Annotated in this window: 23 protein-coding genes; 8 read left to right on the top strand and 15 right to left on the bottom strand. The window is 44.2% G+C overall.

Going from position 1 to position 25,213, the window contains the following annotated elements; genetic code table 11:
• Positions 1-333: 333 nt before the first annotated feature.
• The 7 genes from EBI00_RS02005 to paeA form a co-directional block, all read right to left on the bottom strand.
• Positions 334-2,238 (bottom strand): PhoX family protein, encoded by a 1,905-nt coding sequence (locus EBI00_RS02005; RefSeq protein ID WP_123094244.1) that lies wholly within the window; start codon positions 2,236-2,238, stop codon positions 334-336.
• Positions 2,239-2,433: 195 nt separating this feature from the next.
• Positions 2,434-2,826: an MmcQ/YjbR family DNA-binding protein gene (locus EBI00_RS02000; RefSeq protein WP_421930356.1), complete on the bottom strand. Its 393-nt coding sequence runs from the start codon at positions 2,824-2,826 to the stop codon at positions 2,434-2,436.
• A 144-nt stretch (positions 2,827-2,970) separates the two neighbouring features.
• The gene (locus EBI00_RS01995; protein WP_123094242.1) at positions 2,971-4,554 is read right to left on the bottom strand and encodes an ABC-F family ATPase; all 1,584 of its coding nucleotides are present in this window, start codon (positions 4,552-4,554) and stop codon (positions 2,971-2,973) included.
• Positions 4,555-4,683: 129 nt separating this feature from the next.
• A complete protein-coding gene (locus EBI00_RS01990; RefSeq protein ID WP_148039061.1) occupies positions 4,684-5,088 on the bottom strand; it encodes a hypothetical protein in 405 nt (134 codons plus the stop codon).
• A 2-nt stretch (positions 5,089-5,090) separates the two neighbouring features.
• A complete protein-coding gene (locus EBI00_RS01985; RefSeq protein ID WP_123094240.1) occupies positions 5,091-5,468 on the bottom strand; it encodes a hypothetical protein in 378 nt (125 codons plus the stop codon).
• Between the two features lie 17 nt (positions 5,469-5,485).
• Positions 5,486-5,791: an ElaB/YgaM/YqjD family protein gene (locus tag EBI00_RS01980; RefSeq protein WP_123094239.1), complete on the bottom strand. Its 306-nt coding sequence runs from the start codon at positions 5,789-5,791 to the stop codon at positions 5,486-5,488.
• A gap of 131 nt (positions 5,792-5,922) precedes the next feature.
• On the bottom strand, positions 5,923-7,200 hold the full coding sequence (gene paeA / locus EBI00_RS01975; protein WP_123094238.1) for a polyamine export protein PaeA: 1,278 nt from the start codon (positions 7,198-7,200) through the stop codon (positions 5,923-5,925).
• Between the two features lie 145 nt (positions 7,201-7,345).
• Between paeA and EBI00_RS01970 the strand changes: the two genes are divergently transcribed.
• Positions 7,346-7,753: a DUF2721 domain-containing protein gene (locus tag EBI00_RS01970; RefSeq protein ID WP_123094237.1), complete on the top strand. Its 408-nt coding sequence runs from the start codon at positions 7,346-7,348 to the stop codon at positions 7,751-7,753.
• Positions 7,754-7,824: 71 nt separating this feature from the next.
• A complete protein-coding gene (locus EBI00_RS01965; protein WP_123094236.1) occupies positions 7,825-8,106 on the top strand; it encodes a hypothetical protein in 282 nt (93 codons plus the stop codon).
• A 33-nt stretch (positions 8,107-8,139) separates the two neighbouring features.
• Here EBI00_RS01965 and EBI00_RS01960 read toward each other — a convergent pair whose 3' ends face one another.
• From EBI00_RS01960 to EBI00_RS01940, 5 genes are all read right to left on the bottom strand, one after another.
• Positions 8,140-8,472 carry a thioredoxin family protein gene (locus tag EBI00_RS01960; RefSeq protein WP_123094235.1) on the bottom strand — a complete coding sequence of 111 codons (333 nt, stop codon included), beginning with the start codon at positions 8,470-8,472 and terminating at the stop codon, positions 8,140-8,142.
• A 25-nt stretch (positions 8,473-8,497) separates the two neighbouring features.
• Positions 8,498-8,791: a YkgJ family cysteine cluster protein gene (locus EBI00_RS01955; protein WP_277749184.1), complete on the bottom strand. Its 294-nt coding sequence runs from the start codon at positions 8,789-8,791 to the stop codon at positions 8,498-8,500.
• Between the two features lie 125 nt (positions 8,792-8,916).
• The gene (locus EBI00_RS01950) at positions 8,917-10,530 is read right to left on the bottom strand and encodes a methyl-accepting chemotaxis protein (RefSeq protein WP_158600724.1); all 1,614 of its coding nucleotides are present in this window, start codon (positions 10,528-10,530) and stop codon (positions 8,917-8,919) included.
• 157 nt (positions 10,531-10,687) lie between these two features.
• Entirely contained in the window at positions 10,688-12,307 is a 1,620-nt protein-coding gene (locus EBI00_RS01945; protein WP_123094232.1) for a methyl-accepting chemotaxis protein, read from the bottom strand.
• 112 nt (positions 12,308-12,419) lie between these two features.
• Positions 12,420-13,517 (bottom strand): amidohydrolase family protein, encoded by a 1,098-nt coding sequence (locus EBI00_RS01940; protein WP_123094231.1) that lies wholly within the window; start codon positions 13,515-13,517, stop codon positions 12,420-12,422.
• 292 nt (positions 13,518-13,809) lie between these two features.
• Here EBI00_RS01940 and yiaY point away from each other — a divergent pair, with 292 nt between their 5' ends.
• Positions 13,810-14,958, top strand: a complete 1,149-nt coding sequence (gene yiaY / locus EBI00_RS01935) for an L-threonine dehydrogenase (protein WP_123094230.1) — start codon at positions 13,810-13,812, stop codon at positions 14,956-14,958.
• Between the two features lie 112 nt (positions 14,959-15,070).
• On the opposite strand, the gene EBI00_RS01930 is transcribed toward yiaY, so the two are convergent.
• Positions 15,071-15,640: a phosphoribosyl-AMP cyclohydrolase gene (locus tag EBI00_RS01930; protein WP_123094229.1), complete on the bottom strand. Its 570-nt coding sequence runs from the start codon at positions 15,638-15,640 to the stop codon at positions 15,071-15,073.
• A gap of 158 nt (positions 15,641-15,798) precedes the next feature.
• On the opposite strand from EBI00_RS01930, the gene EBI00_RS01925 reads away from it, so the two are divergent.
• From EBI00_RS01925 to EBI00_RS01915, 3 genes are all read left to right on the top strand, one after another.
• A complete protein-coding gene (locus EBI00_RS01925; RefSeq protein WP_123094228.1) occupies positions 15,799-17,397 on the top strand; it encodes a sensor histidine kinase in 1,599 nt (532 codons plus the stop codon).
• Positions 17,394-18,065: a response regulator transcription factor gene (locus EBI00_RS01920; protein WP_123094227.1), complete on the top strand. Its 672-nt coding sequence runs from the start codon at positions 17,394-17,396 to the stop codon at positions 18,063-18,065. The genes EBI00_RS01925 and EBI00_RS01920 overlap by 4 nt, the downstream gene beginning before the upstream one ends.
• Positions 18,066-18,230: 165 nt before the next feature.
• Positions 18,231-19,553 carry an MFS transporter gene (locus tag EBI00_RS01915; protein ID WP_123094226.1) on the top strand — a complete coding sequence of 441 codons (1,323 nt, stop codon included), beginning with the start codon at positions 18,231-18,233 and terminating at the stop codon, positions 19,551-19,553.
• Positions 19,554-19,673: 120 nt separating this feature from the next.
• On the opposite strand, the gene EBI00_RS01910 is transcribed toward EBI00_RS01915, so the two are convergent.
• Positions 19,674-21,347, bottom strand: a complete 1,674-nt coding sequence (locus EBI00_RS01910; RefSeq protein ID WP_123094225.1) for a GGDEF domain-containing protein — start codon at positions 21,345-21,347, stop codon at positions 19,674-19,676.
• Between the two features lie 307 nt (positions 21,348-21,654).
• Here EBI00_RS01910 and EBI00_RS01905 point away from each other — a divergent pair, with 307 nt between their 5' ends.
• Together EBI00_RS01905 and EBI00_RS01900 are read left to right on the top strand one after the other, a co-directional pair.
• Positions 21,655-23,841, top strand: a complete 2,187-nt coding sequence (locus EBI00_RS01905; protein WP_123094224.1) for an OsmC domain/YcaO domain-containing protein — start codon at positions 21,655-21,657, stop codon at positions 23,839-23,841.
• 129 nt (positions 23,842-23,970) lie between these two features.
• Complete coding sequence (locus tag EBI00_RS01900; protein WP_123094223.1) at positions 23,971-24,168, top strand: CPXCG motif-containing cysteine-rich protein; 198 nt, start codon at positions 23,971-23,973, stop codon at positions 24,166-24,168.
• Positions 24,169-24,293: 125 nt separating this feature from the next.
• On the opposite strand, the gene EBI00_RS01895 is transcribed toward EBI00_RS01900, so the two are convergent.
• Positions 24,294-25,208, bottom strand: coding sequence for a homocysteine S-methyltransferase family protein (locus EBI00_RS01895; RefSeq protein ID WP_123094222.1), 915 nt, complete (start codon positions 25,206-25,208; stop codon positions 24,294-24,296).
• Between the last annotated feature and the right edge of the window lie 5 nt (positions 25,209-25,213).

The raw sequence follows: 25,213 nt of genomic DNA, 5'->3' as shown, positions 1-25,213 counted from the left end.
AACGGCCTGTTTAATAAATAATGACTTAGAAAGTGCAACACCCATGTCTGCTCACTTAAATAACTTACTTAACGTTTTTACATTCCATGTGAAAACCACACAGCAGGATAGTATCAACCATTGAATATCTGTTTTCGTCACGAATTCATAAAACTAACTTTTTGCACGACATCAAACAAGATAGCATAAAGAATTATTATACAGTACATGATCTGCGTCATTCTTTGAAACAGTATAGTCAGGCATTGTTTGGCGAATCTCTAAACACATAAAAACAAAAAACCAGCCGTGGTTTGTCGCGGCTGGTTTCATTTTGTTCATCTATGAGACGATTTAGCCGATGACGGCACCGTCTTCACGAGAAATCGCGATGACACTAGAACGGGGCACGGCTTGACCGCCTTGAGGCCAATGGGAGTTACCTTTCTCACCTGGATGCTGAACACTAATAAACATGGTAGTTTTATTCGTATTCCAAGCAAGACCGGTGATTTCACACTCCTTCGGCCCAACTAAAAAGCGACGAATCTCGCCTGTTTCAGGATCACCCACCAGCATTTGGTTATTTCCTTGACCTTCAAAACCACCTTGGTTGGAATAGTTGCCGTCTGTTTGAATCCACAACAGGCCTTTCGAGTCAAACTTCAAACCATCAGGCGAGTTGAACATGTTGTCTTGATTAATGTTTTTAGAACCCGCATTCGCGTCAGTATATACTGCTGGGTTGCCCGCTAAGACAAACAAGTCCCACTTAAACTCCGCACTAGTGTGATCTTCGTTCATTGGCATCCAACGTACGATCTGACCAAAATCATTTTTAACGCGAGGGTTCGGGCCAACAGCAGGCGTCTCATCGCCACCAGCATTGGGTTTCACACCACGGTTTTTGTTGTTGGTTAATGCACAATACACTTCTACTTTGTGTGGATGAGAAGCGACCCATTCAGGGCGATCCATCGTCGTCGCACCCACTTTAGAGGCCGCCATACGCGTATGAATCGCAATCTCCGCTTCTGTCATACCTGTGGTTTTTGGCGTTAGAGCTAGCCACTCACCGCGGTTATTGTCATGGAATTTGGCAACATACAGTGTGCCCTCTTCCAATAGATCACGGTTATTACCGCCCGCTAGATATTTATGCTTAGAAACGAAACGGTACAAGAACTCACCGCGCTCGTCATCACCAAGATACACCACAACATGACCATTTCCGGCAATGGCTAACTCTGCATTCTCATGCTTGAAACGACCAAGCGCTGTACGTTTTTTAGGACGAGATGTTGGATCTAATGGATCGATCTCAACCACATAACCAAAGCGATTTGGCTCATTTGGTTCTTTTACCAAATCAAAACGCTCGTCTCCCAATGCCCAATCATAACGGCCTTTAGTGCTCACACCGTAACGCTTGAAATCATCGCTCATTGTATAATTGGCATCGCTTGCAGAAAAATAACCGTTAAAGTTTTCTTCACAGGTTAAATAAGTGCCCCATGGGGTTTGGCCATTACCGCAGTTGTTCCAAGTTCCTTTTGCTACCACACCTTTAGGGTCAGCAGAGGTTTGCATCCATTTATGACCACGGGCAGGACCTGTAATGTCCATTTCAGTGTCAGCGGTGATACGACGGTTATAAGGAGAATCTTGAACAATGCCCCATTTACCACCGCGTTGATCGACTTCAATGATAGACACGCCGTGCGCCGCTTTGTTTTTGCGTACATCATCGGCGTTGATTGGCATGCCATCCGCACGGTTAGCATGGAGTGTTTTTTCATTGGTGTATTCGTTGTTGATGGCCATAATTTGTTTGCCATCTTTTGCAAAGAAAGCCATGCCATCGTTGTGATCGCCAAAAGCCAATTCTTGAGACGCACCAGTGCCACCTGTCATTGGATCGAAAGCGGGCGCATTACTGAATAATGGATCTCCCCAAGACGCCACCACTTCCCACTTATAACCCTCTGGCACAGTCACCGTATCTAGCGTATTGGCTTTGACCATGCTGAACGCTAAACGAGATTCAGCGGTCTCTGCTGCAGCAAGCGCGTTGCCAGCCGCCAATGTCGTAGAACCCATTACGAATGCACTCGCGCCAACCGCCGCACCGCCACTCAAAAAGCCGCGACGAGACACCATTCTATGTGCTACTTCCTCAAACTCAACCACTTCTGGCGCTGGACGTACTAACTCATCTAATTCATCAAAGCTTAAGTTCTGTTTTTGTTCAATAATCATAATACTGCCCTATATTGTCTAATAGATTTATTTGATTCGTAGCGTTTTTAAGTAGCGCGCCCACAACGACGCAAACAACGCCTTCTCCCCTGCAAGAGAAGTTGTCTTAAATCTATAAACAAAACATGACATTAGGATGACAATTAAACGACATTATCATGATAAAGTTCGTTTAAGGATGTTAGCTATACCATTTTAAATCGAAGAACCGCGGTATAAAGCAAGCGCACCATGACGCACTTCCAAGCCCTCGCGAATGGATTTTTTTAAGCCTTTCACCACCAAAGTATAGGAATGATCAATCTGACGTTGAATTTCTTCCATTGGTAAATCGCCCTCTACAATAAGTGAATTCCAATGGCGTTTATTCATATGATAAGCGGGAATAACATCACTGAAGACATCACGCAACTCAATGGCATGATGCGGATCACATTTCACATTGAGTAACAGACGCCCCTGATACTGACTTAATAACGCAAACATTTTGCCTTGAACTTTAAACACCGGGGTATGATCGTCAAAGGGATAATCTTCAATCGATTCAGGTTTAGATAACAGGTACTTTTTTATCGCTAAACTATTCACCAACAGCATCCTATCTAGCATGTTATAAAACATTCTTAATGAATAAATAAGCTTCGCTCAACAAACTTTCAAGCAGTATAAATAAAAAAACCGCTTACTGATGACTCAATAAGCGGCTTCTATTAAAGAGGACAGTGAAGACATTTATCCTTGATGAGTAAGGTACTCATCGTAAGTACCTTGAAAATCAATCACTTTTTGATCTTTTATCTCGATCACTCTGTTTGCCAAAGAGGACACAAAGGCCCTGTCGTGACTAACGAAGATCAAAGTCCCATCAAACTCCAACAAAGCATTGTTTAACGCTTCGATGGCTTCCATGTCCATGTGGTTAGTCGGTTCGTCCATGACCAAGACGTTTAAGTCCATCATCATCAACTTGCCAAACAACAAACGGTTTTTCTCGCCACCAGAACAGACACGGACTTTTTTATTGAAATCGTCAGCGGTAAACAATAAACGCCCCAACATAGCACGTACTTTTAGATCATCGTGCTTGGCAGTACGCCATTTTGACATCCAATCAAACAAGGTTAAGTCGCAATCAAAGTCTTCAGTACTGTCTTGTGGACAATACCCAATCACCGCGTTTTCGGCCCATTTAATCTCACCCTGCTTAGCATCTAACTCATTCATTAGGCATCGTAAAAAAGTGGTTTTACCCGCTCCGTTTTCACCGATAATCGCCAACCTTGAGCCGGCTTCTAAAATCATATTGCCGCCAGAAAATAGTGGCTCATCATAACCATGACCCAGGTTTTCTAAAATCAACGCATGACGGTGAAGTTTCTTGTCTTGTTTGAAGCTCAAAGAAGGCGTCATACGACTGGATTGTTTGACTTCCGCTAATTCAATTTTTTCCAGTTTTTTAGCACGAGAGCTGGCCTGTTTGGCTTTCGAAGCGTTCGCAGAAAAACGGTTTACGAAGGCTTGCAAATCATCCATCTCGGCGCTTTTCTTCGCGTTCTCAGTCAATAACTGTTCGCGAATTAAAGATGACGCTTCCATGAAGTATTCGTAGTTACCCGGATAAATGCGCAACTCACCAAAGTCGATGTCTGCCATGTGCGTACACACAGAGTTCAAAAAGTGACGGTCATGTGAAATGATGATCATGGTACATTTACGTTGATTCAACACACCCGCCAGCCAGTTAATGGTATGAATGTCCAAGTTGTTGGTCGGTTCGTCCAATAACAAAATGTCTGGATTTGCGAACAAGGCTTGCGCCAATAAAACACGCAACTTCCAGCCCGGTGCCACTTGGCTCATTAAACCAAAGTGAAATTCTTCCGCAATTCCCGCTTCTAACAGAATATCACCCGCACGACTTTCCGCACTGTAGCCATCCATTTCAGCAAATTCGGCTTCCAACTCACCCGCACGCATGCCGTCTTCTTCACTCATTTCCGGCTTGGCATATATTGCGTCACGCTCTTGTTTGACTTTCCAAAGTGCCACATCCCCCATGATCACGGCATCAACAACCGTATATTCTTCAAAAGCAAATTGATCTTGGCTCAAAGTACCGACTTTTTCACCCGGTGTTATCGACACGTTGCCCGATGTGGGAACCAGTGCCCCACTGAGAATCTTCATGAAAGTAGACTTGCCACACCCATTGGCACCGATTAAACCGTAACGATTGCCGTTACCAAATTTCGCAGAGATGTTTTCAAACAATGGCGTTGCGCCAAATTGCATGGTGATATTAGCCGTGGAGATCAAAAGAAAAAGCCCTAAACAAGAAGAAAAGAAAAACGTTCATACTGACCACAAAAACATGATCAAAAGACAAACACAAAGGTGGGCGAATATAGAGGCTTAGCGGAGGAAAGTCGAGAATTAAGTGATGTTTTATTGAACGTTTTCTTGCGCTTTTTTATAAAGGTTTTGTTTTAATTTTTCTTCATCTTCCTGTAGAGAAGAAAAACCATCGGTGGCTGACGCTGCCTGATACGAATCAATCTGGGTCTTATCAGTGGGTTCTGCGGTGAAAGATGGTGCCATGAATTGCGTAATAACAAAGCTAACGAGATCTTTCGAGGCCGTGCTCAACAGGTTTTCTCGAACTTTCTTCGTTAGGTCACATTGAGTGCTTACCCCTAAGAGGAAACTTGCGAACAAGCCTTCCGGGCTAGAGGCTTTATTTAAGCTACTGTCTAACACTTTATCACGGGATACTTTGGCTTGCTTTTCCAGTAATTGAGTGCGTTTGTATAAACGATCACGCTGTTTTTGCATGTGCCTGATACCGAACAAAATTACTCCTCATCCGTAGGGATAATGGCATCCAAGGTACGGGTAAAATTCATGCCATGAAGGGTACGTTTAACCAAATACAACAAAACAACGGCGCTAATAAACGTCATTAAAGTTGCGGTTATCAAGATACCCACCAACGAAAAACCGTAACTCCACGCAACCGCGGCACCGGTTGTTATGATGAGCAACCACGTGGTTAATATAAGAAAAACCACACCACACATTAGTGCTAGGAGCTGGGCGCTGGAAACTACCCAAAGCTTTGCTTCCAATGCTCCTAACCCTAAAACACTCTTTAACCAACGCTGATGAATTCGAGCCGCCTGCTGAATATCGCTGGCCTCTTGTTGGTGATCCGAGCGTGGTGATGCTGCCATTTTTTAAATCCTAGGTATTATTTACGCTTACATAAGAAACTGGCCGCCAATGCACCAGCCAAAAAAGCAATACCAATGGTTTTAACAGGGTTTTCTTTAGCGTACTCACCCACAGCAGAAGAGACTTTTTCAGACTGTTGCTTTGCGGTGTCGGCAATTTTGTGCGCCTGCTCACTGATTTGCTGCGCTACTTCCTCCACTCGCTCTTGGCTCTGTTCTTTGGCCTGTGCCGCGCTATCTACTGTTTTATGGGCTGTCTCGGCCACTTCATCCACTTTCTCATGGGCTTTGGCTTGGGTTGTGCTTTTCGTTGTCGTTGCCATTGTTTGTTCTCCTTCAAGAATGAATTGAACGATTCAATGCGCTTCCTTTTCAACGCCTTGATCAACGCTTAGTACACTTTTACCCTACCGAGTTATGCGTGAAAGATCAAATCGACACAGAAATCTGCACCTTATTTCAACTTTGTGACCAGTAGCTGCTCTACACGAACCCCTTCTAGATCCAGCACCTCAAATTTATAACCCGCATGCACATAAAAATCCGTACGTTTAGGTAAACGCTTCAAACTGTAAGTAATAAAGCCCCCAAGCGTTTCGTATTGTATCCGATCTGGAAACTCTTCAATGTCAAGGCTGCGCATCACATCATTGATTGGGGTAAGCCCCTCAATCAGCCACGAGTTAGCATCACGTTGTACAATCTGCTCTTCATCATGAGGCGTCAAAAGACCGCCCATGAAACCACCTAACAAATCTTTCACCGTGACTATGCCAACAATGGTGGCGTACTCATTGACAATAACCGCAAAAGCCTGAGGCGCAACTTTGAAAGCATTCAGCGCTTCTGACAAAGTCAATGTTTCAGGAAGATAGAAAACATCTTTGTCGATTTTTTCTGGCTTTATCTGCGCTGGCTCGCCCTTTAACACTAAGCGTAAAATTTCTTTTGATTCAATAATGCCTTGGATTTTGTCTAAGCTTCCATCACACACTAAAAAGTCGTTATGAGGATGCTCAATGATTTTTTGGCTAATTTCTTCGCTTGTCTCATCAATATCAAAGTAAATGATCTGATCTCGTGGCGTCATGGTGCTAGAAATACTGCGCGTTTCCAATTCGAACACGTTACCTATTAGCTGATATTCCTGTCTTTGTAGACTGCCGTCTTCGGCCCCAGCTTCCATCATAGCCACTATGTCTTCTGTGGTAACCAGCTCCTGACGCTCGATCGGCACGTTAAATAAGCGCAAGATCATATTGGTTAAACCATTGAATAAAAATACCGCAGGGGTAAGAAGAAAAGTCACCCATAACATGGGTTTCACCATGCGAATGGCTACCGCTTCTGGCATGATAATCGCCAATCGTTTCGGTAATAAATCCGCAAACAAAATAAACAAAGACGTCAAACAAAGAAACGAAATAACAAAGCTAATTTGGTCTAACAGCTCGCCAGAATACAAAAAACCTACTAGCTGTTTAATGTAAGGCGTCAGTGCTTGCTCACCCACAATCCCCCCCAATAATGCAATCGCATTGAGTGCGATTTGTATCATGGCAAAGAATGCCCCAGGATTTTGCTGAAGCTTAATCACGGCTTGTGCGTTTTCATTTCCTTCCTCGGCCATGACTCGCAGTTTAATTTTTCTGGCTGCTGCCATGCCAATTTCCGACATCGCAAATAATGCGCCAATAATAATCAGTAAGCCTATACTGAACACGTCACTCATTGTTTTCTCTCTTGTCACCTAACCGGTGGGATGATTTTTTTAGGTTAAATTGGACTCAGTCAATCCACCCTTTCTTCAAAGGCTGAATTATAGAAGGTAGTGACTCTGTTACAATGATTATTCATCACTTAATAAAAGGATTATCATGCTTATCACTCTGACCACGCCTGCCATGCTATTTCCAGCAGTATCCTTACTACTTTTGGCTTACACCAATCGCTTTGTAACCTTAGCCTCTATCATTCGGGCTTTTGATCCACAACGTGAAGACAAAAACACCACCGAACAAATTGCCAATTTGCGCCGCCGAATATACTTAATTCGCCGAATGCAGGAAGCCGGGGTAATCAGCTTTTTTCTTTGTGTGTTGTCCATGATGGCGATTTATTTGGAATATCATCAGGTAGGCAGTTACGTGTTTGCGGCTAGCTTAATTTGCCTTATGTACTCTTTATACTTGTCGGTCCGAGAAATCACCATTTCCTGCGATGCCTTAGAGCTACATTTAGAGCATTTCAGCACCGATTTCAAAAACAAAAATCGCCGAAAATAAACACCTTGATTGGTTAAAAATCCAACACTCAATATGATAGTATTGGACTTCGGTTAGTAGAAGGCTATTTTATGCAAATTAACAGCTCGTCATTTCTCTATGGTCAACAGGGCTTGCAACGTAGTCAAGACAAGCTCGACCAGGCCAGTCAAAAAGTCGCCAGCGCGTCCACACAAACACTGAATCAAACAGCGCCCACCACTGATGCCACAGCCAGTAATGCACGTTACGGTTCAGATATTCAGGACGGATTAATTGAAGCAAAGAGCAGTGAACTAGAAGCAAAAGCCAACGCTAAGGTTATTGATACATCCAACCAAACCATAGGTCGACTGATCGATATCATGGCGTAACAACATGATTTAAAACATGGTATGAAACGCTGCTTAAATGGCCATTAATTCCCGTACCTCATCAGCCGAGGTAAAACGCACAATACGCTTTATTTCTTGACCATTTTCTAACAAGATCAAAGTAGGCCAAAGTTTAACGCCAAATTGCCGACCAAGCCGCTTGCCTTTACCATCAAACACCTTGATATGCGCCATCTCAGGAAACGTCCTGATAACCTCTTCCACCGCCGACTGCGAAGCCTGGCAATGCCCACACCAGGGGGCGCCAAACTCTAGCAACGCTCGACCCGATGACTGACTGATGTCTTCGAAACTGGGAGCATCCTGACTGTATTCTGAATTAAAACCTATGGTCATAGCCTGCATACTGACACCTGAACTGTGCGTTTATTTATACCCATTTCACCACATTGAACTCTTCTTTACACTCATCAGAGCCCATTTCAAACTCACGACAAATCCAAGGACGATTCTCATAAATAGTACATAAGTAGGTGTTTCGATCGACAGCTGAACACCAACCATCATCCAGTTTCAGCATGGTTTCTGATCCCCACTCATCGACAGCAATGTGTTTATCTGGCACTCCCGTATCACTGATAATCATCACGTCCATTCGACAACAGCACGCCTGACAGTGAGAACATTCAATATTCGACGTCGTGATATTTTTAACAGGGATCATCATAAGTATCTGGCTTTAAAAAAGAAATCGGACCATTTTCCTAAGAAGGAAAAGAGGCATAGGCTTTTCTCAGATAGGCTTGCTGGATACATACCTTCTAAGAAAAGCCAAATACTCAGAGCAATCTATACTTTAAAACGTCCAACCAAGTTATCTAACTCAAGATAAAGCTGATTTACCTGATCAGATTGACGTTTGCACGTCTCAGCAATCAACTTAGCTGAGCTGGTTTGCTCATTTAATTTATCTAGGTTGCGGTTAATTGCTGTCGCTACTCCAGACTGTGCTTCCGTTGCTTGGGCGGTTTGTGCCGCCATTGCTTGAACTTTTGCAAATGAACTGCGTAAACCAGCAAAAATACGATCAACCTCGTCAAAGTAACCTACCGTTTGATCTGCGCGTGATTTGCTGTCTGCAATCGCGCTGGAAGACTCCACAACGTTATTTTTTAACTGCTCAATCATTTTCTGAATATCGTTTGTACTGTCTTGAGTTCTTGTCGCGAGAGTACGAACCTCATCGGCAACGACAGCAAAGCCTCGACCTTGCTCTCCCGCACGAGCAGCCTCTATCGCCGCATTTAACGCCAGTAAATTGGTTTGCTCAGCAATATTGCGAATAACCTCTAATACAGAAGCGATACTCGCCGAGCTTTGCTCTAATAATGAAGATTGCCCTAACGCTATGTCTATTCCCTCAACTAGGCGGCTAATAGCTTGATGGGATTTGCTCACAGCTGCCTCACCTTGAAGCACAAAGCCATCAGCTAATCTTGCCTCATTCGAGGTCTCACTGGCATTATTTGCCATTTGTTGGTTTGCCGCGCTCATTTCATAACCCGAATTGACGATCGAATCCGCGGCGACACCCAAGTCTAAGGTAATTTGCTCTGTCTTTGTTGAGCTTTGATTTAAATGCCCCGTCACTTCCCCCAAAGACACAGACTGCTGCTTTATCGTGAAAATTAATTGCCTCAGCTTTTCTAAAAAGGCATTAAAATCATGTGAAAGGTCACCGAATTCATCATCTTTAGTCACTTTGATACGTAATCTAAGATCGCCATTTCCTGCCGCTATTTCTTGGATACGCTGGCGCAAAGATAAAATTTGCTGTGTCAGTTGCTTTGGTATCAGGTAACTGAAAAAACCTGCTATCAATAGAGCAATGACCAAAACACTGTAAATAAAGGATTGCTGACTGGATGAGGTCGCTCGCATCAGGTTCGCTGTCGCTTGGGATGCTTTTTCTGCACCTTCACCGGCTTGATCAAGCATAGAGCGCACAGCATCAAATTGCTTATCAGCAGCCGATTTTTGCTGTTCGTAGTTTGAAGCTTGTGTACCGCTCGCAATTAACGCATTTGAACTTTTCTGCCACTGAGACAGTGCCGAATTAAAACCTGAAAACGTAGAAAGTAATTGTGGATGTACAGACATGAGCTGCTCATAACGCGCAAACCTATCCTTAACTTGCTGGATATTCTCATCGTGATCGGCTTTCTGACTACTGAGATCTCCTTCTGCATTTAAAAGATTCAATTCAGCCACTTTAGCTTGATACAAATCTCGGTCTGCATTGATCACTAAAGCGACGGCTTTTAAATAGCGATCCGCTTGCTGATTAAGAGCATCATTGCTTTTCTTAAAAAGGTCAGAAAACAATACTAAACAAACCATGAACACAACGACCATTAACGCCATAGGAATAGTCGTTTTAACGCGAATAGATCTTATACGCATAACAGCTCTCTGTTTAATTGATAAAATTAAAGCGAGAGTAATCTTAAGCATAAAAAAACACAATATATTGGTTTTTTTAAACGCCTTAATAGCAGCTTAAATTACACTCGCTTTTAAAATCCCTTACACATTAATCAGAGTGTTTTAACTGTTAGTCTCACACTTTAAATTTTGCCACCAACTCGTTCAACTCTATAGCTAGGCGTGTCAGCTCTGCGGTACTGGCGCTAGTTTGATTCGCACCTACAACCGTTTGAGTGGCGAGATCACTGATAGTGGTGATATTGCCATCAATCTCTTTCGCCACGTTAGATTGCTCTTCTGCTGCGCTGGCAATAACATGATTACTGTCACTAATGGCGATGATGCGCGTAGTAATTTGCTCTAGGGCCTTAGAGGCTTCAGCGGCAACAGTTTGTGCTTGATGCGTTTTCTGACTGGTGCTCTCCATAGAAGCAACCGCTTCATTGGCAGACAGCTGAACTTGTCGAACCATGGTTTCAATTTCCCCCGTGGATTCTTGAGTACGATGGGCAAGGTTTCTGACCTCATCGGCAACAACAGCGAAACCTCGACCAGTTTCTCCCGCACGAGCCGCTTCAATAGCAGCATTTAACGCTAATAAATTAGTCTGCTCTGCCACCGCCCTAATCACATCTAAAATCTGACTGATTGACGCCACCTGATCGGCTAATTGATTAATGACTCGAGTACTCGTTGCCATTTCATTGTTCATTTCAAGAATAACCGCCGTCGTCTCACTCACTCGAGCTTTGCCCTCTGAGGCTAACTTAGCTGAGTCTGAAGAAGCTTCTGATGTTTGCTGCGCCGTACGAGCCACTTCATCGACAGCAGAACTCATCTCTGCAATGGCTGACGCAGCGGATTGAATCTCGTTATTTTGCAGCATCAAACTATTCGACGAACTTTCTGTTACAGAACTGAGCTCTTCTGCTGCTGATGCTAACTGACCTGACGAATCGCCAATATGGGTAATGGTTTTGCGCAGATTGTTTTGCATTGTTTGTAAGGCGGCTGTTAAACGCGTTATCTCATCGTTGCCTTCAGGAGTAATCGCTTGTGTCAAATCCCCCTTAGCAATTATTTCAGCCGAGTCAACCGCATTCTGAAGTGGTTTATTAATGCTTCTTGATAACATCATTGCAACAACAGTCGCCAGCGCGGCAGATAACGCAATGATTACGACAATCAAACTAAAGCTTTTATCATAATCGTTTACCGAATTTTTGCTCGCTTGCTCAGCGTCTTCTCGATTTAACGTAACTAATTGTCGCAGCATCCGCACCATATCGTCTGCTGCCGTATTCATTTCAGGCACCAGTGCATCAATGGCAGACTTATCTCCCTTTACCGCTAATGCAGTAATTTGATTTTGTAGTTCGTAATAATGCTCTTGTCGTTTGGTAAACTCTGCAAACAGACTCTTTTCATTGTCTGAATTAATAGCGGCTTCATATTGAGCATGCGACTGTTCAACATTTTTCTTAATACGCTCAAGATCTGTTAACGTTTCCTTTCGAGCGTCTTCTGTAGAATCATTCAATAACCTTAACGTGTATATCCTGACGCGCATTAAATTGCTATTCATGTCACCTAAACTTTCGATAGATGGCAACACATCCATTTCTATGATTTCCGCGTCTGCTCGAATGTTCTTCATCGATGATATTGCAACCGCCCCCAAACTGAACAACAGAAAAATCATCGTCGCAAAGGCCATTAGCAGCCGTGATTTAATACTTATATTCCTTAGCATCCCTTTTCCCCTTCTTGGTTTTTATCTGTCTAATCATAGTAGAACCAAAATACAAAAAGCCTTAAATCTCGATAATATTTTTGCTTCTGGCTATTTTTTTTAAAATAAAGAATTATCGCTGACACACCATAGGGGCCTGATAATCCAGATTCAGTAACTGGAAATAATTTTCTCCTAAGGCAATACGACGAAACGCATTATTATCCAGATGTTGGAAAATACGACTAGTGACTTCGAGCTCTTGCTGATACACGCTAAAATTATTGCCCCGAAAGGCCACAAAATCCGAACCAGGCAAAATACGATCCGCATACTGGTTCAAAAAGTCGACATACAACTCTCGATTTCCCCATTTACTAAAATAATGGTCTTCTAACACGCGCCATGAAATGTCTATTATCAGATTCGGGTGCTGGTCTAGCAGGCGAGATAAAATGGCGATATGTTCAGACGCTGGCAGGTTTTTTTGTTCGTAAGACAAACCCATGTGTGCCCAAACAATCTTATTGTCAGGATAAAGCGTCAGTGCCTGCTCCATTAAAGGCAAGTACAAGGTTGATGTTTGATCATTGCCGATATCAGAATGTATGGTGATGGGCGTATTGCGGGATCTGAGCTCCGCCATAAACCCCGACCACAAGGTAATGTCTTTCGGCGTCGCAGGCGCATGACGATTATTAAATTGCGCTTGCTTGACCAGATTCACCTCGCCCATCCAATGAAACATGCCAGGGTATTCTTTCTCATAAAGCGTCATCAAAGCGACCGTCGGCTCAGGATCAGATAAATCCGTAAAGGTCATAGATAAGGTGAGGTGCAGATTATCGGGCTTGTATTCCAGCATATTAGCTGCATTAACAAAGTCATTGCGGATAGTCGGCGAGACCGGTGTACCGGGGCATGTTAAGTAATTTGAACAGGATGAATTAGCGGGTAACATTTGCCCTATGCCATAGACGTTGGCAAAACGCACACTGGTGCGAGACAAGTAGTCATTGACTTCATTAAAGGGAATGGCTCGGCCATCAAAAGGTCGATAATGTAAATGCGTGTCCACCACCGGCGTGTAAGGTTCTGAAGCACGATCATAGCACGCAGAAGGACCTCTAAAAGAGTCAAGTGAGCGACCCTCTGGCGCCGCATCTGACGCACATCCCACCAGTAACAAAGACGCCACCATAGCAAAAGAAACACCACGACCCATATTCATTATTCTCCCATTCGACTTATTCAGCACTTTGCACGACCCCTTATAGGAAGTAAAGAAAAGGTCAATTTCTCATTACAGAGTGCTTTCGCCTTTAACTGGATAATTGATAAAGCTGGCCCATTATCAGCTTACGATAATTCACTTATGCCACAGGCAAACAGAAGCATTTATCTCACATTACGATGAGCGCTTCTCTTGTCTTAAATCAAATCTTTTTAGACTACTCAAGTCCACAATAACCTCGATATGACCAATAGATTTTTACCGTTCGACTATCTCAAGGAGAGACACAATGAGTAGCACATTCTATATTCCAGCTGTCAACATCATGGGCGAAAACGCTCTGAACGATGCGATTCAACAAATCGAAAGCTTAGGATTTAAACAGGCACTGATCGTGACAGATCCTGGTATGACCAAGCTTGGCGTGACCGCAGAAGTCAAAGCCTTGCTGCAAGAGCATGGTGTGGAAAGTTTGGTGTACGATGGTGTGCAAGCCAACCCAACGGTAGAAAACGTCAATGCAGGATTAGAAGTACTTCGTACTCACGAGTGTGATTGCGTGGTTTCTTTAGGGGGTGGCTCAGCCCACGACTGTGCCAAGGGCATTGCCTTGGTTGCCACCAACGGCGGCCATATCAGTGACTATGAAGGGGTCGATGTTTCTAAAAAACCACAACTGCCCCTGATCAGTATTAATACCACTGCAGGCACAGCGTCTGAAATGACGCGTTTCTGTATTATTACCGATCAGGAACGTCATATCAAAATGGCCATTGTTGACCGTAACGTGACGCCTATTTTATCGGTAAACGATCCAAGATTAATGGCTGGTATGCCAGCGGCACTCACCGCTGCAACAGGCATGGACGCACTCACACACGCGGTGGAAGCTTATGTATCAACCGCCGCCGACCCAATCACCGACGCTTGTGCGATCAAGGCGATTGAACTGATCCGTGACAACTTACACGAAGCGGTTCACAACGGCAGCAACATGAAAGCTCGAGAACAAATGGCCTATGCTCAATTTTTAGCTGGCATGGCATTTAACAACGCGTCTTTGGGTTATGTTCACGCTATGGCTCACCAATTGGGTGGCTTCTACGATCTCCCCCATGGTGTTTGTAATGCGGTGTTATTGCCCCATGTACAACGCTACAACAGCCAAGTAGCCGCGCCGCTTCTTAAAAATGTCGGCATAGCGCTGGGCGTCGATGCCCAAGGCTTAAGCGATAAAGAAGGTGCTGATGCAGCCATTGCCGCCATCGTTAAATTGTCTCAAAGCGTCAATATCCCGTCTGGCTTACAAGAACTGGGAGCAAAAGAAGCAGACTTCGCTACCTTAGCCCGCAACGCCATGAAAGACGCTTGTGGATTTACTAACCCAATCCAACCAAGCCATGATGATGTGATGGCTATTTTTAAAGCCGCTATGTAACGCGCTACCTAAGAGTGGCCAAATATTTGGCCATATCGACAACACGAAAAGCCTTATTGACCACTATGGTCAGCAAGGCTTTTTTATCTAGAAAGATAGCGTCCTATTGAAATTAGTTTGCCTGATATGGCAAAGAGGAATGGTGCAGTACAATACGAAGATTCCCCTGCTCGTCTTTTTTAAACGCCCAACTCTTATCAACAAGGGTTTCTTGTCCTTTGCTGTTCGTGACCTTTACATGCCCCATGGTCAAGGCGATATCGCCGTTCAAGTAAACCGCCGCGTTATTAAAGCTAAACTGCTGCCAGTCTTTTAAAGCAAAGCCCGTATCCAGTGGGTAATCGGAGTTTTTTCCAACAAAATAAGACAGTGCGCCGGCGGAATCAGTACGGAAGGTCTTTTCGCCACTGGCTAACGTTGGCTTAAATAATACCGCGCCTTGTTTGTAGCCATAAGCTTGATCCAATACTTGCTGGGCCAGGGTTTTGGCCGCGGCATGACCTTGCTTTTCATAGGTCTGACTGATTTTGATTAGAGCATCTACCCACGCCTGCTGCGCCTTTAATACGTCTTGATGGCTAATAGAGTTATTGACTACCGTATCCGCGGCAATCGCATTGAATGAAAAAAAAGTAGCGCCAAGCAATGCTGAAATGGCCAATGCATTTTTAACGTGTTTCATAATAAGACCCTATGTTTGGATGGATGAGTCTTTAATCTACCCGTACATTCTGAATTTCAATAGGCGCCTAAGATTAACCTCAGATGAACAGTGTTTACCGCTGATAGCGGAATCGTTTACTCTGCTGAATATTCAAACTTGGTTGGCTGGAGATAAATGTGTTTCGCTACAAACTGTCGTTGGTACTGGCCCTGTTATTATCATTTATCCTGGCTCAAGCTGGTGCGGCCTATTGGTCAAATAAAGTAGCAACCGATCACATTCAACGTGGCCAAACATCCAATCAAATTCTTCAGCACCTGATGCAACTGGGTACGGAAAAGCAACAATTAAAAATCTGGCTAGCGGAATATTTGTTACTGAAAGATGGTAGCACCTTAAAGCGTGATGTCCGCTTTCAAACCTTAGACAATCTGCTCAGCCAGTTAAACCAACTTACCGCACAAGCCCAGCAACACAGCCTAACAACACAAGATTTTGCTGAGATAACGCAACAAATAAAGGTGATCTACTTATTTGAAACAAACTTAGAACGCTTAAAAAATGCCTTACGCTCTTGGGATATCGCCAAAATACATTCCGATGATGATGGCTGGACCCTAATAAGCCAAACCTTTGATCGTGTTGAAGATACCGATCTTCGACAACTGATTGATCAAGCCATTACGCTGCAAAAAGAACGCACCGAACGCTATGAGCAAACTGCGGTTGATGCCCTCTCTATGCTAAAAATCGTGGTGCTGAGCTTGGCGTCTATCGGGGTACTTTTAGGGGCCATGTTGGGAGTTTGGTTGTTGCGTACCTTGTCCAAGCCCTTAGCCGCCTTAGTGCAAAGTACCACGGCCATTGAGCAAGGCAACTTGAGCCATCGCATTGAAGAAAGCGGCCCAACTGAGTTAAAAATCCTTGCGAAACATTTCAACCACATGGCAGTGAGTCTAGAGCAAGCACAAAAGCAAGAGCTAAGCTCACGCCAGTTAATCGAAACCGAAGTCGAGGCGCGTACCGAAGCTCTAGCGCAAGCCTTAGAAAGCTTAGAAAAGGCCAAACACCAGCAAAAAGAGTTTTTTGCCAATGTGAGTCATGAACTGCGCACGCCAGCCACGGCTATTCTAGGTGAAGCGCAAGTAACTTTGCGCAACCCCAACAACAGCCCAATGGAATACCAACAAGCATTGCAGCGCATCAACGAGTCCGCAGGGTATTTAGCGTATCGAATAGAAGATTTACTTATGCTGGTTCGTCATGACGAGAAACTGTTCCAACCAACACGTGTGGCTATGTCATTACAAGCCCTATGGCACGCTGTGGTTCGGCAAGCCCAGCTGTTAGTCAAACCACAGCAGGTTGAATTACGCATAGAAGCACCAAACCATTCCCATTGGGAACACCTTAACGCTTATATGGACCTAGACAAGTTACTGATGGTAATTAGAATTATCGTCGATAATGCACTGCGCTACGATCCCCAAAAACACCCTCTTAGCCTGACTCTGACTATTTTAGAGTCACAGTGGCAGATTCAGTTATACGATCAGGGTATTGGCATACAAGCAGACGATTTACCGCATATTTTTCAGCGTTATTTTCGCGCCGAAAACGGTAAACGTGCGCGACCTGATGGTTTAGGCATAGGACTGACTCTCGCCCATAGCATCTGCCAACAACTAGGCGGCTGTATTGTGTTAACGAGCCAAACTCAAATCGGCACCACGGCATACCTAACCTTTCCCTTAGAGGAGGACGGTGATATATGAGAATTTTATTAATTGAAGACGATGTCCGAGTAGCCAGTTTTATCGAACGAGGATTAACCGCAGAAGGTCATCAAATTCACGTTTTAAATGATGGTCAATACGCACTTAACACCATAAAAAGCTGTGAGCTGGATGTGATTATCTTAGATCGCATGTTGCCCAATATCGACGGTTTAACCCTGTGTAAAGAAATCCGCTCGGCTGGCATTAAGGTGCGTATTTTAATGTTGTCCGCATTGAGTGATGTGGACGAACGCATTAAGGGCCTACAAACAGGCGCCGACGATTACCTTGGTAAACCCTTTCATTTTGATGAATTGCTAGCTCGTTTAGACGCTTTATATCGCCGCGACCATGTAGAAAGTAGCCACCGGGCTCTTCAAGTGGGAGATTTATCACTGTGTTTGGATACTATGCAGGTAACAAGAGCCGATCAGACGATTGAATTGACCGCCAAAGAGCTGAGTATTTTAGAATTGCTGATGAACACACCAAAACGAATTTTCAGTCGTGAGCGTATTCTGGCGAATGTTTGGGGAGTACACCAAGACCCTTTAACCAATATTGTGGATGTGTATATGCGCAGGCTGCGCAAAAAAATTGATGACCCTTTCTGTACACCATTAATTAAAACCAAGCGTGGCATGGGCTACTACATAAAAGGTTAAGGCGTTCCCTTAACGCTGTCGTTAAACGCCCCGTTGGTGACGCTTTTATCTCTTATTCTGATTTGGGGCCATGACACACTTCCACTTATTGTGAATCGTGATTCTTACGTTTTTTAAAACGACACGACACGCTCCTAACCTCTTTTTTTTCGAGTGAGCCGAAAAATGGTCAAAATGTTGTCTGGTGTCTGGCCTTTATTATTAGGCATTGTGCTTATCATGCTGGGTAATGGCATGCATTTTACTTTGATTGGTGTTCGCGGTGGCATAGAGGGCTTCAGCGCCACCGAGTTAGCCATCATTACCTCTGGGTATTTTGTCGGCTTCTTATCTGGTGCGCGCTTTTCACCAGTGTTAATAAAACGCGTCGGCCATGTTCGAGTTTTTGCGGCATTGGGCAGTTTTATGTCGGCAGGTTTGATCGCTTTCCCTTTGATCAGCGAGCCTTGGGCATGGACGCTGCTCCGCATTTTAATTGGCTTCTGCATGTCTGGCATCTATGTGACCGCAGAAAGCTGGTTAAATTACGCCGCCACTAACGAGAATCGTGGCAAGATTTTATCGGCTTACATGATAGCTCAGACAGTAGGCATCATTGGGGCTCAGGGCTTGCTAACCTTAGGGGATGCCGCCACATCTGCTTTATTTATCGGCGCTTCGATTTTAGTGTCTGTCTCCTTTGCCCCCATTCTTTTGTCTGTCACCCCAGCCCCGAGTGTTGAAGTCGCACGGCCAATGAATCTTCGCAATCTTTTTTCTGCCTCGCCACTGGGAACCGTCGGTATCTTTTTACTCGGCAGTGTTTATGCCACGCAGTCGGGTATGGGGGCGGTGTTTGGCGCACAAATCGGTTTAACCACAGCGCAGATAGCCTTATTTGTGGCTATGCTGTTTGCTGGTGCCTTGGTGCTGCAATACCCTATTGGCTGGCTGTCTGACCGTATGGATAGACGTAAACTCATTTTATTGGCATCAGTATTGGGCGCTGCTTCGTGCAGTATAGGGTGGCTTTCAGAAGGCAATATCAATGCACTCATGCTGGCGGCTTTTTTGGCGGGCGGGGTTACCACGCCACTTTATGCACTATTTCTGGCTTATACCAATGACGCCTTATCCGCCGAAGATATGCCAGCAGCGTCTGGCGGACTGGTTTTCACTTTTGGCTTAGGAGCAATCAGTGGGCCTCTTGTGACAGGCTGGGCCATGCAAACGGCGGGGCCTTTTGCCTTCTGGCCTGTTATTGGCATTACCTTTGGTGTGATTGCAATTTATGCCCTATATCGAATGACTCAACGGGCCAGTATTCCTCTGGAAGAAACTGAAAGCTACCTTGGTGTCACGCCCACATCGTCTCCTGTTGCCGTTGAAGCCGCTGGAGTTTGGGCAGCAGAACACGCAGAAGCAGAACGCGAAGCCGAAGCCGAAGCCGAAGCCGAAGCCGAAGCCGAAGCCGAAGCCGAAGCCGAAGCCGAAGCCGAAAAAAGGTAGCGCAGTTCACCCTATTTTGTGAAACGTAATTTCTATTGAATATTAAAAGTAACTATCCGGTTTTCTTAGAGCAAGTAAGTTAATATCAAGATAAAGCCTTAAACACTAATCTTAAGATCTCTATTTATTACTCATAACCACTTGATTTCTGCCTGTTTCTTTCGCTTTATAAAGTGCAGAATCAGCGCGATTGAGCACTTGCTCATAGTGATTGTCATCTATCTCATAAAGAGCGACGCCAAAACTCGCAGTAATGTATAGACCTTCAGTCATTTCCTCTTTTTCAATCGCTTCGCGCAACATTTCAGCCATATCTTTAGCTTCTGGGCCACCAGTATCTGGCAATAACACAGTAAACTCCTCACCACCAAATCGAGCGACCATTCCTTTTATCCCAACCACTCCAGCAAACAACTTAGCTATTTTTTGAAGAACGATATCTCCGATGGTGTGACCATAAGTATCGTTCACTTTTTTAAAGTGATCCGCATCAACCATAATAACGGCAAACGGACGCTTCAACTCTTTCGCTAATCGATATTCATCAAGCAAAGCTTCGTCTAAAGCTAAGCGATTATAGCTATGTGTTAGCGGGTCTAGTCGCACTGCTTCTTTTAAGGACCGATTGCTAGCCTCCAATTCAGCTGTTCGGTGTTGCACTTTTGTTTCTAACGTGAGGTTCATCTGCATTAAAGACTGCTCTCTAACCAACAAAGAAGACATCATTTCCTCTAAAGAACGACTTAGGCTAGCAATTTCAGTCAGCTGGCTACCATCTTGAAAAGTCTCCTTACGATTGCCTTGTTGAATGCTTTTCGCAGTCTGAGCCAAACGCTCTAGCGGGCGACTTAATGTACTAGCAAACTGATAGGCTAGTAGCATACAAAGTAAAGTTGCAAACACACCTAAAAAGAGTAAAAGCGTATGAACTTCTTTCACCGCTGACATAGCACTAGAAAGCGGTTGACGTAAGACAATTTGCCAACCAAGATTCGACGATTCTGAAGAATTTAATGATACCAAACTTGTCAGATATTCACTTTCATCTTGCCAAATAAGAGATTTAAATTGACCATCTTTAGGTAAAGGTTTTGGCACTTCGATATTGCTGAATAAATTACTGTCTGGATATAATATTTTTTTATCATTATCGATAATAAAAATATCGATACCTTTTCTTTTCGAAGCTTCAGTCAAAGACGATAACAAAACCTCTCTAACCCAAGACCAATCTGCATGGGTAGCAACCACGCCTTTGAAGTCGCCGTTTTCTCCCATCACAGGAGCCGCAAAATCAACAAATCGAATTGGTGAACCGTCTTTAGGCTTAGGCATTAGGTTTTCAAGCAATAATGCCTCGTGAACGTTACCTACAAAAGGACCTGAGCGTCCATGGATAAACCAAGGCCGCTGACTGACATCTACGCCTTTCAATATACCGTTCCCTGAAGCTATAACTGTGCCACTTGCATTAGCAAAACCAATCCAAGCATAATCTTTATAAGAGTTTCTTATCTCATCAATAGCATCTTGCAACGCACTTAAGTCTTGATTTTCATACAGAGAAGTCCGCCTGCTGAGTAAACGGATCTCACGCTCACGCTCCAGTAAATTGGCCGACAACATATTGGAAATCGATTGACTGAGGCTCACCAAAGATTCACCGCTGGCATTCGAAAGACGTGTAGAAGTCAGTTGATAGAAAGAGGTGACCAGCACAAAACTTAGAGAAAGTAACAAGCCTCCAGATAATAAAGTAATGCGCTTTCGAAATGTGTCGAAGCCTCGCAGCATAATCTACTTAACCTGCTCAATCTGATGTTTAAATTATTAATTTATCATAATAAAAGCCGAGTTAGGCACTTAATACTTAAAATTTAAAAAACACGAAGTAGCAAACTACTATTGCTGTACCAATAAACTATGTGCCTCTTGAGGATATAGCTATGTGTTATAGATACTCTAAAGCAGCTCTAAGTTTGTTAGATAAACGATTTAATTTTACTCTGCCCTCTCTATCCTTGATAATCCTCATTATTGGCTCACCCCAGACAATCAAAGGTTTGGAGGGAGCACCTCGCATCTAAAGTGGACCTATTCAATGGAAATCAAAGTTAATTTTCTCGACAATCTGCGACTTGAAGCCAAGTTTGACGATTTTACCGTTATTACCGATCAGCCGATCCGTTACAAAGGCGATGGCTCTGCGCCCAGTCCATTTGATTATTTTTTAGCGTCTTCTGCTTTGTGTGCGGCGTATTTTGTCAAGGTCTACTGCAAAGCTCGTGATATCTCAACCGACAACATCCGCTTGTCACAAAACAACATTGTCGATCCAGAAGATCGCTACAACCAAATCTTCCAAATTCAAGTCGAATTACCAGACGACATTTCTGACAAAGACCGTGAAGGCATTTTGCGCTCTATTGATCGTTGTACCGTAAAAAAAGTGGTGCAGACTGGGCCACAGTTTAAAATTGAAACCGTTGACAACCTAGACGCAGACGCTAACGCCATGTTGATGGGACAGCCTGATGGCTCGACGAGTACAGTGATTCTTGGTAAAGACTTACCACTAGAGCAAACCATTGCCAATATGACCGCCATGCTCGCCGACCTCGGCATGAAGATTGAAATCTCTTCATGGCGCAATATAGTACCAAACGTTTGGTCACTGCATATTCGTGACGCCGCATCGCCTATGTGCTTTACCAATGGCAAAGGCGCCTCCAAAGAAAGTGCCCTGTGTTCCGCTCTGGGTGAGTTTATTGAGCGTTTGAACAACAACTTTTTCTACAATGATCAATTCTTTGGTACCGACATCGCCAACAGCGAATTTGTCCACTACCCGAATGAAAAATGGTTTGCCCTCACCAAAGACGATTCCTTACCAGAAGGTATCTTAGACGACTACTGTTTGGCTATTTATAACCCAGACGACGAGCTTCGCGGCTCGCACTTGATCGATACCAATTCTGGCAATAAAAAACGCGGCATTTGTACCATTCCTTATACACGTCAATCCGATGGCGAAACGGTGTACTTCCCGTCGAATCTTATCGAAAACCTGTTTCTAAGTAACGGCATGAGCGCGGGAAATAATCAGCAAGAAGCGCAAGTGCAATGTTTGTCAGAAATTTTAGAACGCGCCGTTAAACGCCAAATCATTGAAGACGAAATTGTCTGTCCTGATGTGCCAATGGCAGTATTGGAAAAATACCCAAGCATCCTTGCGGGCATCAAAGAATTGGAAGAACAAGGCTTTCCCATTGTGGTAAAAGACGCCTCGCTTGGTGGCCAATTCCCTGTGATGAATGTCACCCTAATGAACCCAAAAACAGGCGGCGTGTTTGCCTCATTTGGCGCCCATCCAAGCTTGGAAGTGGCCTTAGAACGCAGCCTCACGGAATTATTACAAGGACGCAGCTTTGAAGGCTTAAACGACATACCCAAGCCGACATTTAACAGCATGGCCGTGACCGAGCCAGAAAACTTTGTCGAGCATTTTATTGACTCAACAGGCGTCATTTCTTGGCGCTTCTTTAGCAGCAAACACGACTACGACTTCTGTGAATGGGACTTTTCTGGCACCAGCCAAGAAGAGGCTGACGCCCTATTTGGCATCTTAGAAGACCTAGGCAAAGAAGTGTATGTTGCCGAACTTAGTGACTTAGGCGCCTCGGCGTGTCGGATTCTGGTTCCCGATTATTCCGAAGTCTACCCAGTAGAAGACCTAGTGTGGGACAACACCAACAAAGCACTGGATTATCGCGAAGACATTTTAAACCTGCATATACTCAGTGATAAACAGCTGGCTAAATTGGTGAATCGTCTTGAAGAAAGCCAACTGGACAACTACACAGACATTGCCACCTTGATTGGCATCGTCTTCGATGACAATACCGTCTGGGGCCAGCTGACTATCATGGAGCTGAAAATCCTCATCTATTTAGCTCTTGGTGAACACGAAGAAGCGCTCGAACTGGTGGGTGAATTTCTGCAGTTTAACGACAACACAGCAAAACGCGGTCTCTTCTATCAAGCGATGAATTGCGTATTGGAAGTCACCCTAGATGAAGACCTAGAACTGGACGATTTTATCCATAACTTCAGCCGTATGTTTGGCAAAGACGTTATTGAAAACGTCGTGGGTTCCGTCACCGGCGAGGTACGTTTTTACGGTTTGAGCAAAACCAGCATGCAACTCGAAGGCATTGAACCGCATTTACGTCTTATCGAAAGCTATAAAAAACTGCATCAAGCCAGAAAAGCAAATTTTATAAAGTAATACTGTAAAAAATTCCTGTGGTATTGGCCTGAATGCACTAGATTTAACCTGTTAACCAACGGTTATTCGGGCCATACACCTGTCATGTTTGTCTATTTTTTTAGACATTACTTATTAAAAGAGGTTTTTATGAGTGAGCTTTTAGAGCAAGACATTTCATGCCCTTATTGTGGGGAGGTTATAGATGTGGTCGTTGAAGTACTCGATGAAAGTCAGGAATACATAGAAGACTGTCAAGTTTGTTGTCGGCCGATTGTATTCAATATCGATGTGGCATTTGACGGGTCTACCTTAGTTCAGGTGCGTTCGGAAAACGATACGTATTAATTTTGGCTTTAGTTGAAAAGTGTCCTCTAGAATAGATTGAATCAGCATCCACAAAAAAGCACAGGCTGATAGCGTTTTTAATGCTCTTAACCTGTGCTACTTTTGGCGCGTCACTGACCGTTATTTTAGCTTTTTCCCTCTTTGTACTCAGCGGTCGCTTTGATATGCTCGGGCCCAATGCCGCAACAACCTCCGATTAATGTGTCACCGTCTTGGTGCCATTGCTTTATCCATGCTAGATAATCTTTAGGCGTTAAATCTTTTCTTAATTCGTCCAAACCTTCATTTGCTGTGGCATTTTTAGGTTGTGGTGGAAAGGCATTAGCGTAAGCACCTATTTGAATGTGATCCGCATTTAATGTATGAAGTGTGGCTTTCGTGAGTTGCACCGCCTCACCAATGATTTCCGGCTGGCTGCAGTTAAATAAGATAGCGCTTACGCCAATGGCGTGCATGGCTTTTACCGCTTCCTCAACCGTTTCACCCGAGCGCAATAAAGGCGTCGACGTCGGCTCAGAATCCTCCAAGGTAAAGGACACCCAAAATGGCTTTTTATCTTGATCTATGTGATCCACTAAAGCTTTTACTCGTATGACTTCATCAATCAAACTTTGCGTCTCAGACAACCAAACATCCACATAAGGTTGAAGTGATTCAATCAAGGGAACCGCTAACGACTCTACTCGTTCCGCTCTGTACAGATCCGCTCGATAAGAACCAAACAAAGGCGCTAAAGAACCCGCGACCTGAACCGTAAAGCCACTTTCATCAGCCGCTTGACGCGCTACCTGACCAGACAGTTCAGCCAAACGACGACCGTCTTGTGCGAACGTTTCTTCACCAATATGAAAAGGCACTAGAGCATAGCTATTGGTGGTTATCACTTGAGAACCGCTAAGGATATAAGATTTATGCACTTGCTTAACCGTTTCTGGCGCCTCTATCATAGCAAGAGCCGACCATTCAGGCTGCTTAAAAGGGGCTCCTAAGCGCTCAAGTTCACGGCCCATGCCGCCATCAAGAATTGTGAGCGAAGTCATATATC

Origin of the sequence: Marinomonas hwangdonensis (assembly GCF_003721245.1) — a bacterium.
Classification (GTDB): domain Bacteria; phylum Pseudomonadota; class Gammaproteobacteria; order Pseudomonadales; family Marinomonadaceae; genus Marinomonas; species Marinomonas hwangdonensis.
This window is presented reverse-complemented; position numbering and strand designations above follow the sequence as displayed.

What these genes read in the sequence shown, in the direction of transcription:
- EBI00_RS02005 (WP_123094244.1), bottom strand. Translation starts at nt 2,238, where the DNA reads ATGATTATTGAACAAAAACAGAACTTAAGCTTTGATGAATTAGATGAG.
- EBI00_RS01985 (WP_123094240.1), bottom strand. Translation starts at nt 5,468, where the DNA reads ATGGCAGCATCACCACGCTCGGATCACCAACAAGAGGCCAGCGATATT.
- EBI00_RS01980 (WP_123094239.1), bottom strand. Translation starts at nt 5,791, where the DNA reads ATGGCAACGACAACGAAAAGCACAACCCAAGCCAAAGCCCATGAGAAA.
- paeA (WP_123094238.1), bottom strand. Translation starts at nt 7,200, where the DNA reads ATGAGTGACGTGTTCAGTATAGGCTTACTGATTATTATTGGCGCATTA.
- EBI00_RS01970 (WP_123094237.1), top strand. Translation starts at nt 7,346, where the DNA reads ATGCTTATCACTCTGACCACGCCTGCCATGCTATTTCCAGCAGTATCC.
- EBI00_RS01965 (WP_123094236.1), top strand. Translation starts at nt 7,825, where the DNA reads ATGCAAATTAACAGCTCGTCATTTCTCTATGGTCAACAGGGCTTGCAA.
- EBI00_RS01960 (WP_123094235.1), bottom strand. Translation starts at nt 8,472, where the DNA reads ATGCAGGCTATGACCATAGGTTTTAATTCAGAATACAGTCAGGATGCT.
- EBI00_RS01955 (WP_277749184.1), bottom strand. Translation starts at nt 8,791, where the DNA reads ATGATCCCTGTTAAAAATATCACGACGTCGAATATTGAATGTTCTCAC.
- EBI00_RS01950 (WP_158600724.1), bottom strand. Translation starts at nt 10,530, where the DNA reads ATGCGTATAAGATCTATTCGCGTTAAAACGACTATTCCTATGGCGTTA.
- EBI00_RS01945 (WP_123094232.1), bottom strand. Translation starts at nt 12,307, where the DNA reads ATGCTAAGGAATATAAGTATTAAATCACGGCTGCTAATGGCCTTTGCG.
- EBI00_RS01940 (WP_123094231.1), bottom strand. Translation starts at nt 13,517, where the DNA reads ATGAATATGGGTCGTGGTGTTTCTTTTGCTATGGTGGCGTCTTTGTTA.
- yiaY (WP_123094230.1), top strand. Translation starts at nt 13,810, where the DNA reads ATGAGTAGCACATTCTATATTCCAGCTGTCAACATCATGGGCGAAAAC.
- EBI00_RS01930 (WP_123094229.1), bottom strand. Translation starts at nt 15,640, where the DNA reads ATGAAACACGTTAAAAATGCATTGGCCATTTCAGCATTGCTTGGCGCT.
- EBI00_RS01920 (WP_123094227.1), top strand. Translation starts at nt 17,394, where the DNA reads ATGAGAATTTTATTAATTGAAGACGATGTCCGAGTAGCCAGTTTTATC.
- EBI00_RS01915 (WP_123094226.1), top strand. Translation starts at nt 18,231, where the DNA reads ATGGTCAAAATGTTGTCTGGTGTCTGGCCTTTATTATTAGGCATTGTG.
- EBI00_RS01910 (WP_123094225.1), bottom strand. Translation starts at nt 21,347, where the DNA reads ATGCTGCGAGGCTTCGACACATTTCGAAAGCGCATTACTTTATTATCT.
- EBI00_RS01905 (WP_123094224.1), top strand. Translation starts at nt 21,655, where the DNA reads ATGGAAATCAAAGTTAATTTTCTCGACAATCTGCGACTTGAAGCCAAG.
- EBI00_RS01900 (WP_123094223.1), top strand. Translation starts at nt 23,971, where the DNA reads ATGAGTGAGCTTTTAGAGCAAGACATTTCATGCCCTTATTGTGGGGAG.
- EBI00_RS01895 (WP_123094222.1), bottom strand. Translation starts at nt 25,208, where the DNA reads ATGACTTCGCTCACAATTCTTGATGGCGGCATGGGCCGTGAACTTGAG.